This is a genomic window from Nocardia amamiensis (assembly GCF_015477605.1).
Taxonomy (GTDB): domain Bacteria; phylum Actinomycetota; class Actinomycetes; order Mycobacteriales; family Mycobacteriaceae; genus Nocardia; species Nocardia amamiensis_A.
This window is the reverse complement of record NZ_JADLQX010000019.1, coordinates 53,976-73,992: the sequence shown is the minus strand read 5'-3', so window position 1 is coordinate 73,992 and position 20,017 is coordinate 53,976. Positions and strand designations below refer to the sequence as shown.

Sequence of the window (20,017 nt, the reverse complement as noted above, 5' to 3'; positions counted from 1 at the left end):
GGCACCGGACCACCGCGCAACCATGCAGTTCCTCCAGCCGCCCCCGCAAAGTGTGCCGATCGTTCCGGCACGGCACCGCGCGTCGCGCCTCCCATAGAGACCGGCACGCGGTGCCGTCGGCGTCGGACTCAGTACGGATATCGCCGTTCCACCGCGTCTTTGGCCTCTTTGAGACCGCACCCGGTGAGTTCGCGGTATCGCTTGATCGCGTGAATCTTCTTGCCCCGCATCAGAAGCGCGTCGATCTCGGCCATCCCGTCACCGCTCGGAACGAGCGGTGACGGAATGAGCGGGGTGACGGCCTGCTGAATGCCGAGATGGTTCATGATCAGGTCGAGCTTGTAGTGCAACGCGTCGACCTTGCGCTCCAAACGCCGATGGGCAAACATGCCCCGATCGTAGTGACCGGCACGGACCTCAGGCGGCGTCCAGCACGGCATGAGCGAGACTCGCCATGGTCTCGAAGGAGGCGACGTCGGCGGCGACCTCGAGCAGCCGGTCTACGCACCGCGGTCCGGTGACCAAGCGTAGGCGCTGGTCGGTTCCTAGCCGGGATCGTGCCTCGATCAGCACCCGTAGCCCGGCGATGCCGAAGAACGTGACTTTGGATAGATCGACGACTACCAGCGGTGCCGCCGTGCCCAGTGCTCCGATCAGTTGGCGGCGGAGCACGTCGGCGGTGTAGTGGTCGACCTCGCCCGCGACGGCGCACAGTGTGACCTGGTCGCTCGGGGAAGTAACGGAAGTTTGCAGCCGCTCGGCCGGATGGTCGGCTTTGCGGGCGTCGGTAACGAAAAACGGAGGAGTGGCGAAAGCTGTCGACATGAGGACCTCGGTCCAGCCGTCCGCGGGGATCTCGAGAATGACGCCCGCGGTAACGATTCGCTCCGGACGACACACCCGTCGGAACTAGGCTGTTTGCTCAACCCTCACAGAGGAGTACCCAACCGGCCGAGCCGCCACACGCGGAATTATGCCGACTTCTCCCGGCGCTCCGGCCGCTGCGCCTTGCGCGGGACGATGGTGGGCAGCACGTTGTCGTTGACGGTGTCCGCGTTGACGACCACCTTGGCGACGTCGTCGCGGCTGGGAATGTCGTACATCGCGGGCTGCAGGACTTCCTCCATGATCGCCCGCAGACCACGCGCACCAGTGCCGCGCAGGATGGCCTGGTCGGCGACGGCCTCCAGCGCGTCGTCGGTGAACTCGAGGTCGACCCCGTCCATCTCGAATAACCGGACGTACTGCTTGACCAGCGCGTTCTTCGGCTCGGAAAGGATCTTGACCAGCGATTCCTTGTCCAGGTTGGTCACCGAGGCGACCACCGGCAGACGGCCGATGAACTCGGGGATCAGACCGAACTTGATCAGGTCCTCCGGCATCACTTCGGCGAAGTGGTCGGTGGTGTCGATCTCGGCCTTGGACCTGACCTCGGCGCCGAAGCCGATGCCCCGGTGGCCGGTGCGGTCGGAGATGATCTTCTCCAGGCCCGCGAACGCGCCCGCCACGATGAACAGCACGTTGGTGGTGTCGATCTGGATGAACTCCTGGTGCGGGTGCTTGCGCCCGCCCTGCGGCGGCACGCTCGCCTGGGTGCCCTCCAGGATCTTCAGCAGCGCCTGCTGCACACCCTCGCCGGACACGTCGCGGGTGATCGACGGATTCTCGCTCTTGCGCGCGATCTTGTCGACCTCGTCGATGTAGATGATGCCGGTCTCGGCGCGCTTGACGTCGTAGTCCGCCGCCTGGATCAGCTTCAGCAGGATGTTCTCCACGTCCTCGCCGACGTATCCGGCCTCGGTGAGCGCGGTGGCGTCGGCGATGGCGAACGGCACGTTCAGCATCTTCGCCAGCGTTTGGGCCAGATAGGTCTTGCCGCAGCCGGTGGGGCCGAGCATCAGGATGTTCGACTTGGCCAGCTCGACGGTCTCGCCGCGGCTGTCGCGACCTTTGTCACCGGCCTGGATGCGCTTGTAATGGTTGTAGACGGCCACCGCGAGGGTGCGCTTGGCGGTGTCCTGCCCGATGACGTAGTTCTCCAGGAAGTCCCGGATCTCGGCGGGCTTGGGCAACTCATCGAGCTTGACCTCGCTGGATTCGGCGAGCTCCTCCTCGATGATCTCGTTGCAGAGATCGATGCACTCGTCGCAGATGTACACCCCTGGTCCCGCAATGAGCTTCTTGACCTGCTTCTGGCTCTTTCCACAGAACGAGCACTTCAGCAGATCGCCGCCATCTCCGATGCGCGCCATCTCGTGGGTCCCTACTTCCTTGTCCGCGTGCAACCGTCCGTCCAGGTTGCCAGCTGTCCACCGCTTTCGCAGCCGCAAACGCATCGACTGTTTCGGAGCTGGTGGACAGTGCCCGCAACCGGGAGCAAAGGTCCCTAGGTTGACCGTACCCGGTGTGCGGGATGGAGGTCGACAACTCGCGCATGTTTCCTCGCGCGGGTTGCGCACACGGTGGCCACCGTGACCTCCGACCGACCGCCGCGCGACGCCGGGGTCCGAACGAAATCGTCCGAATCGCCGGCGACGGGGAAGCGGTCCGGCCGGGCAGCATGCCTTCGACATACCTCCCGGCCGGAATTCCCTGTTGTAAGAGCGTCTTTCGAGCGAAGCGCCGCCGGGATCGGCGATTCGCCCCTTCGGGGTTCTACCCGAAAACTACCCGAATGTGCGTCACTTCTGCGCGCTGAGCTTGCGGTAGTCGAACACCGTATCGATGATCCCGTACTCCTTGGCCTCCTCGGCCGTCAGGATCTTGTCGCGGTCGGTGTCCTTGCGGATGGTGTCGGCGTCCTTGCCGGTGTGCCGCGCCAGCGTGGTCTCCATCAGGCGGCGCATCCGCTCGATCTCGGCGGCCTGGATCTCCAGGTCCGACACCTGTCCCTGGATACCGCCCTCCAGCGACGGCTGGTGGATGAGCACGCGGGCGTTGGGCAGGCAGGCGCGCTTGCCAGGGGTGCCCGCGGCCAGCAGCACGGCCGCGGCGGAGGCGGCCTGGCCCAGGCATACGGTGGCGACGTCGGCGCGCACGTACTGCATGGTGTCGTAGATGGCCATCAGCGAGGTGAACGAGCCACCGGGCGAGTTGATGTACATGGTGATGTCGCGGTCGGGGTCCAGCGACTCGAGCACCAGCAGCTGCGCCATGATGTCGTTCGCCGAGGCGTCGTCCACCTGCACGCCGAGGAAGATGATGCGCTCCTCGAACAGCTTGTTGTACGGGTTGGACTCCTTGACGCCGAAGCTCGAGTGCTCGATGAACGACGGCAGGATATAGCGCGCCTGCGGGCTCTGCGGTGCGATGCCGGACAGGCCGGCGCGCGGGTCGATCAGATTGGCCATCTTCGTCTCCAAAGTCGGTGCGGCGGCCGGACGTTCGAGGCGTCCGGGGGCCTGTGGGTGATCCGGTGCGTTACTTCTTGGCGCCGTTGGCCTGGTTCGCGTGGCTGATCACGTGGTCGATGAAGCCGTACTCCAGGGCTTCGGACGCGGTGAACCAGCGGTCCCGGTCGGCGTCGGCGGTGACCTGCTCCACGGACTTGCCGGTGTGCAGGGCCTGCAGCTCGTTCAGCTCCCGCTTCGTGTGCGCGAACTGCTCGGCCATGATCGCGATGTCGGCCGCCGAACCGCCGATGCCCGCCGACGGCTGGTGCATCATGATCCGCGCGTGCGGCAGCGCGTACCGCTTGCCCTTGGTGCCCGCGGTGAGCAGGAACTGTCCCATCGACGCGGCCAGGCCCATGCCGTAGGTGGCGATGTCGCACTCGGCGAACTGCATCGTGTCGTAGATGGCCATGCCCGCGGTCACCGAACCGCCCGGCGAGTTGATGTAGAGCGAGATGTCCTTGGTGGGATCTTCCGCCGACAGCAACAGGATCTGCGCGCACAGCTTGTTCGCGATGTCGTCGTCGACCTGGGTGCCGAGGAAGATGATGCGCTCACGCAGCAGGCGCTCGTACACCGAATCACTGAGATTGAGACCAGCAGTCGCGGTTGTCATGACCCCTGCCTGGTTGATTGTCACGGATACCTGCCTTCTCTCACCGGCTCGTTGCGGATTGCCACATAGCCATCACTGGTCGGATATGCCGCACCCGATTGGACAGGGCGTATCCAACTTGTCGTCACAAACATTAACGAAGCAGGGCGGCACCGAACTCCCGGTACCGCCCTTTCTTCGCTCACAGCGCAATCAGTGCACCCCTCGGGCGCCGATAGCGCGGGTATTTCATGGAATTATTCGGCGTCCGCCGCGGACGTCTCCTCTGCGTTGCCCTCGTCCGCGGAATCCGCCGGAGCGCCGAACATTTCGGCGGTGTCCACCGGGTTGCCCGCGGAGTCGGTGACGGTCACCTGGCCGACCACCCCGGCCAGCGCCTTGCCGCGGCGCACGTCGGCGAACACCGCGCCGAGCTGGCCCGCCTGCTGCACCTGCTGGATGAACTGCTCCGGCGACATGCCGTAGCGCTGCGCCTGGAACAGGATGCGCTCGGTGAGCTCCTCCTGACCGACCTGGGTGCCCTCCGCCTCGGCGATCGCGTCCAGCAGCAGCTGGGTCTTCACCGACTTCTCGGCGGCCTCCTTGGTGTCGGCGTCGAACTCCTCGCGGGTGCTGCCCTGCGCCTCGAGCGCCTCGGCGAACTTGGCCTCGTCGTGGTCGAAGCCGTGCACCGCGTCATGGGTCACGGCGTCGATCTCGGCCTTGACCACGGCCTCCGGCAGCGGCACCTCGACCTGCTCCAGCAAGGTCTCCAGCACCTTGTCGCGGATATCGCCCGCCTGCTGCACCTTCTTGACCCGCTCGACGCGGCCGCGCAGGTCGGCCTTCAGCTCATCCAGGGTGTCGAATTCACTGGCCAGCTGGGCGAACTCGTCGTCGGCCTCGGGCAGCTCGCGCTCCTTGACCGACTGCACCGTCACCGTGATGACCGCGTCCTTGCCCGCGTGCTCGCCGGCGACCAGCGTCGAGGTGAACTCCTTCGACTCGCCCGCCGACAGCCCGACCAGCGCCTCGTCCAGGCCCTCGATGAGCTGGCCGGAGCCGACCTCGTGGGACAGGCCGGTGGTGGCGGCCTCGGGCACCTCTTCGCCGTCCACGGTCGCGGACAGATCGATCGAGACGAAGTCGCCGTCGCGCACCGGGCGCTCGACGCCGGTCAGCGTGCCGAAGCGCTGCCGCAGCGACTGCAGCTGCTCCTCGATGTCCTCGTCACCGACGCTGATCGCGTCAACGGTGACCGCGATGCCGGAGTAATCCGGCAGGGTGATCTCCGGACGCACATCGACCTCGGCCGTGAAGGCGAGCTCCTGGCCGTCTTCGATCTTGGTGATCTCGATCTCGGGCTGCCCGATGACCTTCACCTCGGAGGTGGTGACCGCCTCGCTGTAGCGGCCGGGCAACGCGTCGTTGACGACCTGCTCCAGGATCGCGCCACGGCCGAGGCGGGCCTCGAGCAGCTTCGCGGGCGCTTTACCGGGACGGAAGCCGGGGATGCGGACCTGCTTGGCCAGTGCCTTGTACGCGCGGTCGAAATCCGGCTTCAGCTCCTCGAAGGGCACCTCGACATTGATCCGGACCCGGGTCGGGCTCAGCTGCTCGACGGTGCTCTTCACGGACATGCTCCTTGTTCGTTGTTCGTACTGGTTGACGTTCGGGTGTGCGTGCCCCACCCCGGCGGTCGGAATGGCAGCGAAGCGGCGCTACGCCGGCAGCCGCCACCGGCGCCGGTCCGACCCGGGTTCCCGGCCTCGGCCGGGACGACGAGGAATGCGGTGTGCGCGACGCATCCCGACCAGGTTAGTTGACCGGCCGAGCGGACCTGCACTCGGCGGTGCCCGGCGCAGGCCGCGACGGTTCGGGCTACTTCCCCACCGACACCACGTCGGTAACGAACACCAGCGTCTCGTACGGCGCGATGCCGCGCCCACCGGCGCCGTAGCCGAGCTCCGGCGGCACGACCAGCAGCCTGCGCGAGCCCTCCTGGACGCCGACCAGCCCTTGGTCCCAGCCATCGATGACCTGGCCGCCGCCGAGAGTGAGCTGGAACGGCTTGCCGCGGTCGAACGAGCTGTCCAGCGTCTTCTTGTCCGACCAGGTGACCAGCGCGTAATTCATGGTCAGCTGCTGGCCGGCCACGGCGCCGGGCCCGCTGCCCGTGCTGAGGTCCTTGACGATCAGCTGCTTGGGCGGGTCGCAGTCGTCCGGGATGGTGATTGTCGGCGCGGCGCCGAAATCCCCGGTCACGCGGATGTCGTCGGCGGTGCATTCGCGGCCCTTGCTCGGCGTGGCCGGGCGCTGCGCTGCGGAAGGACCCGCCTGGGCGGTGGCTTTGGTGGTGGTGACAGCGGTGGAGGTCTCGTCGTCCGACCCGCAGGCGGCCAGCGCGACGGTCGTCGCGGCGATGGCGCCGATCCCGATGATCCTTCCGAGAATGTGCATGCCGCGGACCTTAGTGCACGCAGCCGGACGTAGTCCGTCGATAGTCCGCGCGCGACACGCTTTCGCCACGCCGGAATCGCAGATCCCGTTAAGCTGGCGGTGAATTCTCCATTCCGCGTGGCCGATTGCTATCGGCAGCCGTGCACGATCCGGGGCGGCGCGCATGGTCGCGCCACCGTCCCGGATGCCCCGAGCGTGAGGAGAGTCGGCGCATGACCCATATGGCCAGTGCAGGCGGCGATACTTCGGCCGACAATGTCGGCGGTTCGAGTGGGGAGACCGTCGCTCCGCTTCCCTACCGGCTCGCGGACGTCCGGGGCCCGCTGGAGCCCGACGAGCTGACGTCCGTGGACGCGTGGTGGCGGGCCGCGAACTACCTCTCGGTCGGCCAGATCTACCTGATGGCCAATCCGCTGCTGCGCGAACCACTGCGACCCGAGCACATCAAGCCGCGCCTGCTCGGCCACTTCGGCACCGTGCCCGGACTGAATCTGGTGTGGACCCACGCGAATCGCGCGATCCGGCAGCGCGGCTTGAACGCGGTGTTCGTCGCGGGGCCCGGGCACGGCGGGCCGGGCCCGAACGCATGCGCCTGGCTGGAGGGCACCTACTCCGAGCTCTACAGCCACATTCCCCAGGACGCCACCGGCATGGGCGCGCTGTTCCACCAGTTCTCCTTCCCTGGCGGCGTGCCCAGTCACTGCGCACCGGAGACGCCTGGCTCCTTCCACGAGGGCGGTGAGCTCGGCTACTCGCTGCTGCACGCGTTCGGCGCCGCGCTGGACAACCCCGATCTCACCGTGTTCTGCGTGATCGGCGACGGCGAGGCGGAGACCGGTCCACTGGCCACCAGCTGGCATGCGAACAAGTTCGTCAACCCGGCGCGCGACGGCGCTGTCCTGCCGATCCTGGCGCTGAACGAATACAAGATCGCCAACCCGACCATCCTGGCGCGGATCCCGGAAGAGGACTTGCTCGCACTGCTGCACGGATACGGCTACGAGCCGATCGTCGTCGCCGGCGATGATCCGGCCGCTGTCCACCAGGCCATGGCCGGCGCGATGGACGCCGGTCTCGAGCGGATCGCCCAGATCCAGCGCGCCGCGCGCGGCGGCACCGACGGGATACGGCCCGCGTGGCCGATGATCGTGCTGCGCACGCCGAAGGGCTGGACCTGTCCACCGATGGTGGACGGCAACCCGGTCGAGGGCACCTTCCGCGCACATCAGGTCCCGCTGCCCGCCGCGCGCACCGACCCGGAGCACCGCGCGGTACTGGAACAGTGGCTGCGGTCCTATCGCCCGGAGGAGTTGTTCGACGAAACCGGCAAGCCGGTGTCGGAGCTGTGCGACCAGGTGCCCGACGGTGATCGGCGGATGAGCGCCAATCCGGTCGCCAACGGCGGCATGCTGGTCCGCGACCTGCGCCTGCCGGACTGGCGCGAGTTCGGCGTCGAAGTGCCCGCGCCGGGCGCGACCCGGCACGAGGCCACCAGGGTGCTCGGCGGGTGGTTGCGCGAGGTCACCAAGAGCAATCCGGACAACTTCCTGACCTTCGCACCCGACGAGCTGGCCAGCAACCGGCTGCAAGACATCCTGGAGGTCACCGGACGCGACTGGCAGGCCGATATCGATGCTCGCGACGAGAAACTCGATCGCACCGGCCGGGTGATCGAGGTGCTGTCCGAGCACATGTGCCAGGGCCTGCTGGAGGGATACCTGCTCACCGGCAGGCACGGCGTGTTCACCTGCTACGAGGCGTTCATCCACATCGTGGACGCGATGTTCAACCAGCACGCCAAATGGCTCGACGCCAGCGCGGCGGTGCCGTGGCGGCGGCCGATCGCCAGCCTCAACTACCTGCTGTCATCGCATGTCTGGCGGCAGGACCACAACGGCTTCACCCATCAGGACCCCGGCTTCCTGGACGTGGTGCTGAACAAGAAGGCCTCGATCGTGCGGGTGTATCTGCCGCCGGACGCCAACACGCTGCTGTCCACCTACGACCACTGCCTGCGCTCCCGGCACTACGTGAACGTGGTGGTCGCGGGCAAGCAACCGCAGGCGGACTGGCTGTCGGTGACCGACGCGGCCGAGCACTGCGCACGCGGCATCGGCATCTGGCCCTGGGCCTGCCACCGGGACGAGGTCGGCACCATGCCGGACGTGGTGCTCGCCTGCGCGGGTGACGTCCCCACACTGGAGACCCTGGCGGCGGCGGCGATACTGCGCGAACGTCTGCCCGAGTTGCGCGTCCGGGTGGTCAACGTGGTCGATCTGATGCGCCTGCAACCCCGGGACGAGCATCCGCACGGGCTGCCCGACAGCGAGTTCGACACCCTGTTCACCCGCGACCGGCCGGTGATCTTCGCCTTCCACGGCTATCCGTGGCTGATCCACCGGCTGACCTATCGGCGCACCAATCACGGCGGCCTGCACGTGCGCGGCTACAAAGAGCGCGGTACCACGACCACGCCGTTCGACATGGTGATGCTCAACGACCTGGACCGCTACCACCTGGTGATGGATGTGATCGATCGCGTCCCGACGCTGCGCGAGCGGGCCGCGGGACTGCGGCAGGAGATGGTCGACGCGCGCTGGAGCGCCCGTGCGTGGACCAGGGAGCACGGCGAGGACATCCCCGAGGTCGCCGACTGGACCTGGCCCTACCAGCGCGCCTGAGTGCGCCTACCGGCACGGAGAACGTACGATCGACCGTATGGAAGGTGTCGACGCCGTTTCGCCGCCCGAGCAGCACACCGCGGGCATCACCGACAAACGTCTGCTGCGCGGCGCGAAGACCCGCGCGGCAGTACTGCGGCAGGCGGTCGACATCGCCTCGCTGGACGGGCTCTCGGGTTTGAGCTTCGGCAGGCTGGCGACCGGCACCGGACTGAGCAAGGCGGGCATCCAAACCCTCTTCCGCACCAAAGAGGCGCTGCAACTGGCCGCGATCGATTACGCACGAGATCGGTTCACCGAAGCGGTCGTGCAGCCGGCACGATCCGCGCCGCACGGTGTCGCCCGCCTGCGAGCACTGGTCGACCACTGGATCGTGTACGCCGAGACGCCGTTGTTCGCGGGCGGATGCTTCCGTGTCGCGACCATGGCCGAGCACGACAGCAAGCCGGGCCCGGTGCGGGACGCGCTGCTGCGCGACCAGCGAGCATGGGTGCGGCTACTGGAACGGGAACTGCGCGCGGCGGTGTCCGCGGGTGAGATCGCCGAGCTGGACACGGATCTGGCCGCGTTCCAGATCGACGCGGTGCTCTGCGCTACCAACACGGCGTTGCGGATCGGCGACCCCGAGGCCGCCGAGCGCGCCCGCCGGATCATCGAGGGATTCCTGAAGCCCGCCTGAACATGCGCTATAAGTCTTGCGCATAACACGTGTACGAATGATCAGGTAGCCCTGGACATTCGGATACTTCGGACAAGCGGCGCATCGGCTTGTATCTTGCGAATAACGCGTCTGCACGCGTTTCGTTGCACATCCCATCCGTCGCCGTTGCCGGAGGGCGGACAGAAGGGGGTTCCATGAACCACACGGCCGAAGCGAGCGCACTGGAGATCCTAGGCGCGATAGGGATGGTGGCGTGGATGGTGGTGATGTGGGCGGCCATCGGCGTGCTGGTCGTCGCCTTGCGTAAACCATTGCGCCCCTGGATGTTCCGCACCGCGCTCGGCGTCATAGGACTGGGCGTGATCGCCCAGATCGGCCACTTCCAAGAACATGTCGCACAGGTCGGGTACTGGATCCAGCATCCGAACTCACCGGCGTGGATGACCCCGTGGGGCACCGGCCTGGCCAACGGCTTCGGCCAGGTCAACCATATGAAGCCGTCATTGGGTATGGAGCTGCTGCACCTGGTCGGCAACTTCCACTTCCTCGCCGGGCTGGTCGGTGTCGCGCTGGTCACCCATCACGCGCTGGAGAGCAAGGCGCGCAAGTGGGGCCGGATGGGCGTGCTGATGCAGGGCATCCACGGGCTCGAGCATCTCGCGCTCACCCTCACGGTCGTGTTCGGCACCAAGGCGATCGGGCTGTCGACCATCTTCGGCCTGCTGGATCCCGGTGCGGGCGCGTCGGCCTACCGCGTCTGGTGGCACTTCCTGGCCAACGTGATCGGCACGACGATCTTCGCGCTCGCGCTGTACCACCTGTGGCGTGAACGGGCCGTCATCGAAGCCCCGTTCCGCGATCCCGCCGCCGCGGCCGAGCCTCGCAAGGTTCCGGCCGCGAAGGAGCCGGTGGCCGCGGCCTACGCGGTCGAAGCCTGATTTCTCGAGATCGAAACCGCGCTTGCTTGCAAGTCACCTGCGGCAGGCGCGGTTTCTCGTATTCGCCCCACGACGACAGGGCCAATCTTCCCGAGCTCCGCTCGACCAAGAGAGCACCTGGATGGTGCACGCGCGCGGACTCCTTCTAGCGGCCGTGAGCCCGGAATCCATGCCACTGACGTAATCCGCCAAGTCCCGCCGATAGCGCGTCCGCACGCCGGCACGATCTCTTACAGCAGCTCAGCCACCGAAGATCCGTGCAGTGAACCACTCGAGCAGCCCATGATCGCCGGTCACTCGGGTCGGCGGCTGCCAGCGTCCGTCCATGCCACCTCGCCGCGAATTCCGCGAGCCACATCACCTTTCGGCAGCCGTGCTATGACACCCACCCCGGCCGGACAGCTGTTGCCGAGTTAACACGGACGAAATATTGCCGGCGACAGGCCTTTCGGCCCGCCCATTGCCGCTGGTCATGGGGCGGCCCCCGAGTCGGCGACACGCAGACTTCCCAACACGGAGAAAAGCACTCGACAAGTCATCTGCCCGTCGATTAATGTGACGTTATCCAACGGCACGATAGACAGGGAGTCGTTGATCGGACCGCACCGGGCCGATCCTCGCTCTCGAAGGTGGCGAGATGAATCGGACACGAACGATGACCGGCATCACGGCACGCCAGCGACGGACGCAGACCTGGCTCGTCCGCCCGCTGATCGTGAGCGCGATAGCGGCCACGCCGGAAACCCCGGCGCCGGACCCAGCGCTGGCCGGGCCCGACACCGTCGAGGCCCCGCGCTCCGCGTACCCGGGCCGCCACGGAGACGACAGGCCGGGCTCTTCCCACTCCGACGACCGGAACCGTGCCGACCGGCACCGCCCCGCGGACGACATGTCCGCGACGGATGCCGCCGCGATTCCATTCCCGCCCACACCTCGCGCGGCAACCCCGACACCCGCCGTTCGCCGCACCGCCGCATCCCGAACCGCACCGCGCACAGGTCGAATTCCCCACGGAGACTTACGATGAACGCCACCATCACGCATACCGCCCGGCGACTGCTCACCTGTGCCGCGATCATCGGCGCACTCACCGCGGGCGCCGCTGGCATCGGCGTCGCCGACGAGTCGCACGGTCCCTCCGACCCGCGCAACGGCACCGGCGACGACCATGGCTGGACCCACATCGACCCGATGGGTCAACACCACCGCAACAGCGACCGGCTGGAGGCCAACGCGGCCGACCAGGCTCGCCGCGACTACCACCAGCGCCAGAGCCAGCCCGGGCCGAGCGACACCGTCACCGGCAACAACAACAGCTCGACCTGGTCGCGCACGACCCGCCCGGACGGCAGCGGCTACACCGTGTGCAAGCCGCAGGCCCGCTGGTGCAACTGAGCGACCAGCAGGCGCACTCGCTCGCAACACCACCTGGCCACCCGACTTTTCGGACTGATCTTACCGCTATATAGCGGCACATTACTTGAACCATCATCATTCCCGAGGCCCCCGACTCCGTCGACGGCCGGGATAGCGCACGAAAGAGAAGCACCAATGAGCAAGATTAGAGGTCTCCGCCAGGCGACCGCGTGTAACCACAAGCGGACCGCGACGGCACGAACGCTCACCCTGCTGGCGGCGGCAGTGGTGGCGGCGGGCGGCCTGAGCCTCGGCGCGGGCACCGCCGAGGCTCAGGGCGCTGCCTGCCTCTGGGCCGGTGGCGCCTACGGCCAGGGCTCGACGGTCGTGGCAGGCGGCTGGAACTTCTTCTGCGGCACCGACGGTCGTGGCGCTCCGTACTGGCATACGTCCTCCTGGCACCGCGGAGACGCGCGGCGGGGGAGCACCGTTCCCAACCCGGGCGCGTACACCAACCCCGCCGGCCTGTTCAGCGCGGGCGCACGCCAATTCGGTACCGACTACAACGATTACTGCGTCGGCAACCAGCTCATCGAGGGCTCCGAGGACGTATACCAGGTGGTCGCGGACGGACGCGGCGCGCTGTACTGGAAAGCCGCCGGACCGATCGACCAGTGGGCGTTCGATCCCGGCACGGGCCCGCGGCCGTCCTGGCGGTCGTCGGGCAGTTGCCACGACGGCTCGCTGATCTGACCGAACCCGAATAACGCGCACTCACGCCCATAACCGCGGCGACGGTTATGGGCGTAGTTGCGTTGAGGTGTTTCGCATCCAGCGCAACCACACTGGCCCCGCCTCCACTTTCGAGCGAAGCGAGACCGAGCATTGCCTGTTCGCGAATCAAGCCGAGCGTCGCGCGGGCCGCCGCTCGGATTCCAGCCGCACCCGCTCGTCCAGCTGCTCCGGGATATGCCAGGTGATGTCGGCCCTGGTGGCCGCCATCAATTTCCTGCGCACCGCCGCGACCTGTGCGTCGACCGTCCGGATCGAGCTGCCCCTGCGCCCGGCTATGGCGCTGTTGGCCCAGCCCGCGGCGGCGAGCACGGCGACCTCGCGCTCCGCCGGAGTCAGCTCGTCCCAGCGCGAGGCGACGGTCCTGGCTCGCGGGCGCGGACTCGGGAGTTGAGCGATGGGCAGCCTGCCGAGCAGGAACAACTGGAGCTCGTCGCGTTCCGGCCGCAGGCGGGCGCCGCGCTGGGCGGCCGCCGCGTAAACCTCTTCACCGATGACGGCGGTGGCCACCTCGATGGCTCGGGCGGTGCCGCGGGCCACCAGCGTCACCCGGTCGGCGACGATGCCCATCGACCGGTGCAGCGTGTCGATTCCGCCTTGCAGATGCGCGATTTCGGTGGCGGCGGCGATCGATTCGGCGCTGCCGGTGTCGCCCGCGTCGACCCGGGCGGAGAGCAGATATGTCTTCGCCATCATGCTGAAGTGGGCAACCCAGCCCGCCGTCCAGGTATCCCCCGTGGTCAGCAGGCGCTCCAGCGTGGACTGTCCGAGCCGCACCGCCTCGTGCGGGTCGCCATGCCTGGACACCGCGATCATCAAGGCCAGCTCCGCCCAAGCGATGGCCCAGGCCGCGCCGGAGTCGATGGCCCGGTCCAGATGCCTGCGCGTGGCCCCGAGCGCCACGTCGGCGTCGGCGATATTGGCGTAGGTGAGCGTCTCGAACAACTCACTGCGCTGCTCCCCCGCCCGATCGCCGACCGCGGCGAATTTCCTTCGCGCCCGCGACAGTACGTCGGCCGCACGCAGGTCGAAGTGGATCAGCAGCAGTTCCAAGCCCCAGGTGAACTCCACCGGGGCGGGCAGGCCCACGTCGGTCGCCGTGGTCTCCCGCCAGCCGCGACGCAGTTCCGGGTCGGTCAGGCACTCCGCGGCGCACTCGTCCAGCAATTGCGCGGTGTAGGTGTGCCTGCCCTGCCAGATGGCGATCCAGCCGACCAGCGCGGTGGCGTTGATGCGCAGCCTGGTCGGCGGCGGATCGAGCTGGGCGGTGACTTCCAGTGCCTGTTCGGCGAGACCTGTGATAGCACGGTTGGAACCGGTGATGAACGCCACACGCAACGCCATCAGCGTCGCGGCGGTCTCCAGTCCGACGACGGCCTCCTCTGGGTCGGCGAGGCTGGTTTCGATGGCAATGAGGATGTTGTCCCAGGCCGTGCGCGCCCAGTCGATCCACTCCTGCTCCCGAGGGCCGGACCAGGTGGCCGGGCCTGCGGCGACCCGGTCCCGGTAGTGCCGCCGGTGCCGGGCGAGCAGCCGCGCCTCGTCGATGTCGTCGCCGCGCGCCGACAAGCGGTCGCGCATGAACACCCGGACGCTCTCCAGCAGGTAGTACCGAACCGCGGTCGGAGTGATGTGCGCCGACAGCAATGACCGTTCGACCAAACGCTCGAGCAACCGATCGATCTCCTCGGCGGGCAGCGACGCGTCCGCGCAGACCGCCACGATCGCGTCGGCTTCCGCGCCGCACGGAGATTCCTCGTTCTCCGAATCGCAACCGGTGGCGAACACCGACATCCGTTCCAGCAGCACCTGTTCGAGGTCGGTGCACAGGCCGTAGGACCAGGCGATCACGTCGCGCACGCTGCGGTGGCGTTCCCCGACGCCACCCCTGGCGCCGTGCGTCCACTGCAGGCGCCGGTCGTCGGTGTCGCCGGACAGCTCGCGCAGCACGATCGCGGGTGGCCGGTGCAGCAGTCGCGCCGCGGCCAGCCGGATGAACAGCGGGTTGTTGTCGACATGACCGCAGATCCGCGCTGCGATGGCCAGCTGTCCGGGGTCCTCGGCAATCGGCCGTCCGGTGCGCTCGGCACGCCGCCGGAACAATTCGAGGGCGTGCGCGCTGGACAGCGGCGGCACGGTGACCAGGTGCTCATCGATCCAGCCCACCGGCTCCCGGCTGGTCGCGACGACGGTCAGGCCGGGCACCGCTTGGAGCAGTCCGACGATCAGCGGGCCGACCCCGCCGAGCACGTGTTCGCAGTTGTCGAGCACGAGAATCGTCCGGTACGACTCGTCGTCGTCCTCGCTGAACGTCGCCACCAAGCCGTCCCAGGCCGACCGGCCCGTGATGCCGTTCTTCGCGAGGGACTGCAGCACTTCCTCGGCGACCGCTCCGGTTTCCGCGCCTGCCGCGAGCCGAGCCAGGCGCGTCCAGTAGACGGCGTGCCGTGCCGCATCCCGATAGCGGCGCACGGCCTCGACCGCCAACGTCGTCTTGCCGATGCCTCCCGGCCCCACCAGCGTGATCAACCGCGCGCTCGACGAGGACAGCAGCGCGTCGATCTGTCGCAGCTCGGCGTGTCTGCCCACGAACTCGCCGGGCACGGCGGGGCCGTTGCCACCGCCGCCGTTCACTTCCGACATGCCGCCCACACCTATCGATCCAGAAACCACCGGGAGGAGCAGCCTAGTACGTGCCTCCGCCTTCGCTCCGGCCATGCGCGGACTATCGACGGACTGCGTCCCGCGCCCATCAGGCGCGCCTGCGTCCGCGCCGAGGCCGTCGCTCGGATTCGTGGCGGACGCGGTCGGCGAGTTCGTCGGGAATGTGGCCGGCGATATCTGCGCGGGAGGCGATCATCAGCTTCTGCCGGATGGCGGCGACTTGCGCGTCGACCGTCCGGATGGAGCTGCGTCGCCGGGCGGCGATGGCGCTGTTGGGCCAGCCCGCAGCGGCGAGGACGGCGACGTCGCGTTCGGCTCGGGACAGCTCGCTCCAGCGCGAGCTGGGCCGCCGCGACGCGGGGCGGGCAGCGCTCGGCCGGTCCGGTCGCCGCGGCTGGGACTGGGGCTGGGGCTGGGGCGCCGACTCGGTGGTCGGCCACCACAGCGCGTCCAGTTCGGGGCGCAGCCGGGTCCGGCGCTCGGCCGAAGCGTATGCCCGATCGCCGAGCACCGTGCGGGCGACCTCCGCGGCGCTGCGGATCTCGGCGGCGACCAGCGGCACCCGGTCCACGGCGATACCCATCGAACGCTGCCGTGTCTTGAAACTGCCCACCAGATAGGCGATCTCGGTCGCGACCGTCGCGGGATCGCCACCGCCGTCCCGCTCGGCGATGAGCACTTGGGCCATCGCGACGATATGCGCGCCCACCGCCCAGGTCGCCGTCCAGGTGTCCTGCTCCCCGCGGTGGCGGGTGAGCACGCCGTGGGTCATCGCCAGCGCCTCGGCGGGGGACCCATGCTTGGCCAGCGCCACCGCCCGCGCGATCTCCGCCCACGCCGTCGAGAGCGTCGAGCCGGACGACACCGACCGCTCCAGGAACCGCGCGGTGTTCTCCAGCGCCTGCTGCCGGTCGCCGACGAGGGCGGAGCAGAACGCCACGAATACGTCGCTGCGCTCGGCGCCGATGCGGTCGCCCTGCTCGGCGAACTTGTGCCGGGCGCGGGTGAGGACGGTGATCGCGCGCGGGTCGCCGCGCACCAGCATCAGCTCGAGTCCCCACATCCATTCCACCGGCGCGGGCAATCCGAAATCCACGTCGGTGTAGCGCGGCCCCGCCTCGGCCGGCTCGGTCACGCAGCCGGCGAGCAGCTGCGGGATGTTGTCGGTCCGCCCCTGCCACAACGCGATCCAGCCGAGCAGCGCGGTGGCGAGGTCGGCGACTCCGGAGGGACCGATCCCGGCCGCCTTGGTCGCATCCAGCGCGCGTTCGGTGAGCCGGGTCAGCGCGCCCGCACCGGACTTGACGAACGGCACCTTCATCGAGAGCAGCACCGTCGCGGTCTCCAGCGCGATCACGGCCTCCGCCGGATCGGCGAGGCCGGATTCGATGCCGAGCACGATGTCGTTCCACGCCGACCGCGCCCAGGCCAGCCAGGCCAGGTCGTGCGGGCCGAGCCACATGGCCTGTCCGGCGACGACCTTGTCCCGGAAGTACCGGCGGTGCCGGGCGGCGAGGCGATCGAACTCGCCGCGGTCGCGGCGGCGCAGGTGCTCGCGGGCGAACACGCGCACGCTTTCCACCAGGTACCAGCTGACCGTCGTCGCGGTCAGATGCGCCGACACCAGCGATTGCTCGGTGAGCCGCTCCAGCAGGTGTTCGATCTCGCGCGCGGGAAGGGAGTCGTCGGCACACACCGCGATCGCGGCGTCGAGATCGATGCCGCCACGAACCGACTCGTCGTCGGTCTCGTATCCCGCGGCGAAGACCGACAGCCGTTCCAGCAGCAGTTGCTCGGGAGCGCCGCACAGCGCGAAGGACCAGGCGATGACGTCGTAGACGCCACGGTGGCGCTCCTCGGCGCCTGCCCGGGCTCCGTGCGTCCAGCGCAGGCGCTTGTCGTCGGCGTCGCCGGTGAGTTCCCGCAGCACCATCGTCGCGGGCTGATGCCGCAGCCGGGCCGCGGCAAGCCGGATGAACAGCGGGTTGTGGTCCACCCGGCGGCAGATCTGGGCGGCTACGGCGACCTGCTCGCGATCGTCCGGGATCGCCCGTCCGATGAGTTCGGCGCGCTGGCGGAACAATTCGAGCGACTGGCGCGGCGACAGCGGCGGCACGGCCAGGAGGTACTCGTCGGCCCAGCCGATCGGTTCCCGGCTGGTGGCCAGGATGGTCAACCCGGGCGCGGCATCCAGCAGCTCGGCGATCATCGCCACGACCGCGCCGAGCAAGTGTTCGCAGTTGTCCAGCACGAGAACCGCGCGCTCCGCGGAACGGTCGCCGCTGGTGAAGGTGCGCACCAGCGCGGCGCGGGTCGGCGGGGAGCTGAGATCGGTGCGCACCGCGGACTGCATCACGTCCTGCGCGGTAGCGGTGCTGTCGGGCTCCAATTCGGCCAGCCGTGCCCAGTAGACCGGCCTGCGACCGGCCCGTGAGCCACGGCGCAGCGCCTCCGCGGCTAATCGCGTCTTGCCGATACCGCCGGGCCCGACCAGGGTGATCAGGCGGGCGTCGCCGTCCAGCAGCTCGCCCAGCCGGTCCAATTCCGTTTCCCGGCCGACGAATTCACTGGTGGACGCAGGCAGCACGTCGCCTGGTGCCTGAACCACGGACATAAAACGAAAGTTAGCCGACGACGCGCCGACGCGCTGAGCAATCAGAGGTTAACGTTCGTCTCACATGCCGCGTGGGCGGCGGGCGGCCGCGTGCGTGTACTAGCCGATCGACGCCGAGGCCGTCTGCTGGTAGTGCATTTGGACCACCGCGCTGTCGAACGTCATCACGTCGACGAGCTGTAGCCCCGAGGCCACCGCGGGCGTCGGGAACAGCGGGATACCGCCACCGAGCAGGATGGGGTGGACGAACAGCCGGTACTCATCGATCAGGTCGTGCTTCATGAACACCGACGCGGTCTCGGCCCCGCCGAACAGCACCATATCGCAGCCTGGCTGCGCGCGTAGCGTGGTGATCTGCTCGACGAGATCTTCCCGGACGATGCGGGTGTTCCACCCGGCGGTGGGCAGGGTCCGGGAGAAGACCAGCTTCGGCGTCTGCTTCCAGCACCGCGCGAAATCGACATAGAACTCCGAGATCGCCGGATCCACATCGGCGGTCGGCCAGAACGATGCCATGATCTCGTACGTCTTGCGGCCGTAGAGGAACAGATCGGCCGAACGCAGTTCGTCGAGGAACGACTCGCACAGTTCCTCGTCGACCACCGGCCAGTGGATTTCCTCATCCGGCCCCTCCGCGAAGCCGTCGAGCGACATCTGCATCCACAGCGTCACGCTTCCCATTGCCCACACCCATCTGCTGCCCTTGTGCGACCGTCAGATTGTCGGGGAGAGCGACACTTCGGCGCATCGGTAGGTCGGGGGAAGACATACTTAGGTAGCCGACCATAGGTAGCGTCGCAACAGTGCGAACGCGCGCCGAATCAGGCCAATATACCGCTAATTAACGGCACGTTACTGTTACGTATCGCCACTGATGGGAATCTGAAATAGAGATGTTTCCAGCGGTTTCGGCCGCACCAGCCGATCAGTCCCCGGGCAGTATCTCGGCGACCTCGGCATCTTGGTCGAGATACTTTGCGATGAAGCGGTTTACGAGTTCCGCGGCGGTTTCACCGGGGATCGCGCGGGCGGCGGCCAGCTGTTGCCCGAGGTCGGCGATCTCCGCCGGGCCGCCCGGGGAATCCTGGAACAACGCCCAGATGGTGCCCCGGAACAGGTCGACGAAGCGGCGGGCGATCCGGTCGGCGTCGGCGCGCAGCCGCTCCAGCTCGCCGAGCGCTTGATCGGCCGGGATGCCCGCGGCGGTCAGGCGATCGAAGCCGTGTGCCAGCCGGCGATCCGCGATCCGGTAGGTCGCCGCGTCCACGGGCTCGTACAGGCCCGCGGCGACGACTCGCGCCAGACCGTTGGGCACGTCGCGGTAGCGCTCGGCGAGCTCGGTCGCCGCGACGGTGTCTCCGGTTTCGGCGACGGCCGTCTCGGGTGCGCCGGGCTCGCCCACGCCCAGGATGTCGCCGAGGTCGTCACCGCGGTCCCAGGCGTTGAGCAATTCCTTGATGCCGTTGAGTTTGATCCCCCGGTCGAGCAGCCTGCTGATGGTGCGCACCCGGTTGAGATGGTCGGCGCCGTAGAACCCGGTCCGCCCCTTGACCTGCGGAGGCGGCAGCACCCCGCGTTCGTGGTAAACGCGCAGGCTGCGCACGGTCGTACCGGCCTCACGCGCCAGCTCGTCGATGGTGTACTCCACACCCGCAGTCATACTTCAAGGAAACCACATCGCAACACGGCGCGGCGGCCGGTGCACGGCCATTGCCTGCGCAACCGACCGGTCTCTAGCGACAATCCAGCAAACGTCATGCGCGTGGGCGCGCGCCATGCTCCGCCAGGCGCCCGCACAGCACGTGGCCGACCGCCCTTCCCGTCCTTGGAAAACCACGCGGTGCACCGCTTTTGCCGCTGCACC

16 protein-coding genes are annotated in these 20,017 nt (G+C 68.2%); 5 read left to right on the top strand and 11 right to left on the bottom strand.

The genetic code is table 11. From position 1 onward, the window contains the following. Positions 1–128 precede the first annotated feature (128 nt). The 7 genes from IU459_RS24025 to IU459_RS23995 all read right to left on the bottom strand — a co-directional run bounded on the left by IU459_RS24025 (position 129) and on the right by IU459_RS23995 (position 6,447). Positions 129–389 (bottom strand): ribosomal protein L7/L12, encoded by a 261-nt coding sequence (locus IU459_RS24025; RefSeq protein ID WP_228838416.1) that lies wholly within the window; start codon positions 387–389, stop codon positions 129–131. A gap of 28 nt (positions 390–417) precedes the next feature. Then, positions 418–825 carry an STAS domain-containing protein gene (locus IU459_RS24020; RefSeq protein WP_195131827.1) on the bottom strand — a complete coding sequence of 136 codons (408 nt, stop codon included), beginning with the start codon at positions 823–825 and terminating at the stop codon, positions 418–420. Between the two features lie 146 nt (positions 826–971). Then, positions 972–2,252, bottom strand: a complete 1,281-nt coding sequence (gene clpX / locus IU459_RS24015) for an ATP-dependent Clp protease ATP-binding subunit ClpX (RefSeq protein ID WP_195131826.1) — start codon at positions 2,250–2,252, stop codon at positions 972–974. A 429-nt stretch (positions 2,253–2,681) separates the two neighbouring features. Beyond that, entirely contained in the window at positions 2,682–3,350 is a 669-nt protein-coding gene (locus tag IU459_RS24010) for an ATP-dependent Clp protease proteolytic subunit (RefSeq protein ID WP_067475990.1), read from the bottom strand. 70 nt (positions 3,351–3,420) lie between these two features. Then, on the bottom strand, positions 3,421–4,008 hold the full coding sequence (locus IU459_RS24005) for an ATP-dependent Clp protease proteolytic subunit (protein ID WP_039796608.1): 588 nt from the start codon (positions 4,006–4,008) through the stop codon (positions 3,421–3,423). Between the two features lie 236 nt (positions 4,009–4,244). Beyond that, on the bottom strand, positions 4,245–5,621 hold the full coding sequence (gene tig, locus IU459_RS24000) for a trigger factor (RefSeq protein ID WP_195131825.1): 1,377 nt from the start codon (positions 5,619–5,621) through the stop codon (positions 4,245–4,247). A gap of 247 nt (positions 5,622–5,868) precedes the next feature. Beyond that, complete coding sequence (locus IU459_RS23995) at positions 5,869–6,447, bottom strand: FKBP-type peptidyl-prolyl cis-trans isomerase (RefSeq protein ID WP_195131824.1); 579 nt, start codon at positions 6,445–6,447, stop codon at positions 5,869–5,871. A 212-nt stretch (positions 6,448–6,659) separates the two neighbouring features. Between IU459_RS23995 and IU459_RS23990 the strand changes: the two genes are divergently transcribed. The 5 genes from IU459_RS23990 to IU459_RS23970 all read left to right on the top strand — a co-directional run bounded on the left by IU459_RS23990 (position 6,660) and on the right by IU459_RS23970 (position 12,836). Next, positions 6,660–9,128: a phosphoketolase family protein gene (locus IU459_RS23990; protein WP_228838414.1), complete on the top strand. Its 2,469-nt coding sequence runs from the start codon at positions 6,660–6,662 to the stop codon at positions 9,126–9,128. A gap of 37 nt (positions 9,129–9,165) precedes the next feature. Further along, entirely contained in the window at positions 9,166–9,807 is a 642-nt protein-coding gene (locus IU459_RS23985) for a TetR/AcrR family transcriptional regulator (RefSeq protein ID WP_195131823.1), read from the top strand. A 176-nt stretch (positions 9,808–9,983) separates the two neighbouring features. Continuing rightward, entirely contained in the window at positions 9,984–10,727 is a 744-nt protein-coding gene (locus tag IU459_RS23980; RefSeq protein WP_195131822.1) for a DUF6008 family protein, read from the top strand. Positions 10,728–11,750: 1,023 nt separating this feature from the next. Next, on the top strand, positions 11,751–12,122 hold the full coding sequence (locus IU459_RS23975) for a hypothetical protein (protein WP_195131821.1): 372 nt from the start codon (positions 11,751–11,753) through the stop codon (positions 12,120–12,122). 156 nt (positions 12,123–12,278) lie between these two features. Then, positions 12,279–12,836, top strand: coding sequence for a hypothetical protein (locus IU459_RS23970; protein WP_195131820.1), 558 nt, complete (start codon positions 12,279–12,281; stop codon positions 12,834–12,836). Positions 12,837–12,983: 147 nt separating this feature from the next. Here the strand turns inward: IU459_RS23970 and IU459_RS23965 are convergent, their stop codons facing one another. The 4 genes from IU459_RS23965 to IU459_RS23950 form a co-directional block, all read right to left on the bottom strand. Continuing rightward, complete coding sequence (locus IU459_RS23965; protein WP_195131819.1) at positions 12,984–15,518, bottom strand: ATP-binding protein; 2,535 nt, start codon at positions 15,516–15,518, stop codon at positions 12,984–12,986. A 109-nt stretch (positions 15,519–15,627) separates the two neighbouring features. After that, positions 15,628–18,153 (bottom strand): ATP-binding protein, encoded by a 2,526-nt coding sequence (locus IU459_RS23960; RefSeq protein ID WP_195131818.1) that lies wholly within the window; start codon positions 18,151–18,153, stop codon positions 15,628–15,630. Positions 18,154–18,252: 99 nt separating this feature from the next. Continuing rightward, positions 18,253–18,834, bottom strand: a complete 582-nt coding sequence (locus tag IU459_RS23955; protein WP_228838413.1) for a dihydrofolate reductase family protein — start codon at positions 18,832–18,834, stop codon at positions 18,253–18,255. Positions 18,835–19,078: 244 nt separating this feature from the next. Further along, positions 19,079–19,813, bottom strand: a complete 735-nt coding sequence (locus IU459_RS23950) for a MerR family transcriptional regulator (RefSeq protein ID WP_195131817.1) — start codon at positions 19,811–19,813, stop codon at positions 19,079–19,081. Positions 19,814–20,017 lie beyond the last annotated feature (204 nt).

What these genes read in the sequence shown, in the direction of transcription:
- IU459_RS23990 (WP_228838414.1), top strand. Translation starts at nt 6,660, where the DNA reads ATGACCCATATGGCCAGTGCAGGCGGCGATACTTCGGCCGACAATGTC.
- clpX (WP_195131826.1), bottom strand. Translation starts at nt 2,252, where the DNA reads ATGGCGCGCATCGGAGATGGCGGCGATCTGCTGAAGTGCTCGTTCTGT.
- IU459_RS24010 (WP_067475990.1), bottom strand. Translation starts at nt 3,350, where the DNA reads ATGGCCAATCTGATCGACCCGCGCGCCGGCCTGTCCGGCATCGCACCG.
- IU459_RS23975 (WP_195131821.1), top strand. Translation starts at nt 11,751, where the DNA reads ATGAACGCCACCATCACGCATACCGCCCGGCGACTGCTCACCTGTGCC.
- IU459_RS23950 (WP_195131817.1), bottom strand. Translation starts at nt 19,813, where the DNA reads ATGACTGCGGGTGTGGAGTACACCATCGACGAGCTGGCGCGTGAGGCC.
- IU459_RS23980 (WP_195131822.1), top strand. Translation starts at nt 9,984, where the DNA reads ATGAACCACACGGCCGAAGCGAGCGCACTGGAGATCCTAGGCGCGATA.
- IU459_RS24020 (WP_195131827.1), bottom strand. Translation starts at nt 825, where the DNA reads ATGTCGACAGCTTTCGCCACTCCTCCGTTTTTCGTTACCGACGCCCGC.
- IU459_RS24005 (WP_039796608.1), bottom strand. Translation starts at nt 4,008, where the DNA reads ATGACAACCGCGACTGCTGGTCTCAATCTCAGTGATTCGGTGTACGAG.
- IU459_RS23985 (WP_195131823.1), top strand. Translation starts at nt 9,166, where the DNA reads ATGGAAGGTGTCGACGCCGTTTCGCCGCCCGAGCAGCACACCGCGGGC.
- IU459_RS23995 (WP_195131824.1), bottom strand. Translation starts at nt 6,447, where the DNA reads ATGCACATTCTCGGAAGGATCATCGGGATCGGCGCCATCGCCGCGACG.
- IU459_RS23955 (WP_228838413.1), bottom strand. Translation starts at nt 18,834, where the DNA reads ATGGGAAGCGTGACGCTGTGGATGCAGATGTCGCTCGACGGCTTCGCG.
- IU459_RS23965 (WP_195131819.1), bottom strand. Translation starts at nt 15,518, where the DNA reads ATGTCGGAAGTGAACGGCGGCGGTGGCAACGGCCCCGCCGTGCCCGGC.
- IU459_RS23960 (WP_195131818.1), bottom strand. Translation starts at nt 18,153, where the DNA reads ATGTCCGTGGTTCAGGCACCAGGCGACGTGCTGCCTGCGTCCACCAGT.
- IU459_RS24025 (WP_228838416.1), bottom strand. Translation starts at nt 389, where the DNA reads ATGTTTGCCCATCGGCGTTTGGAGCGCAAGGTCGACGCGTTGCACTAC.
- IU459_RS23970 (WP_195131820.1), top strand. Translation starts at nt 12,279, where the DNA reads ATGAGCAAGATTAGAGGTCTCCGCCAGGCGACCGCGTGTAACCACAAG.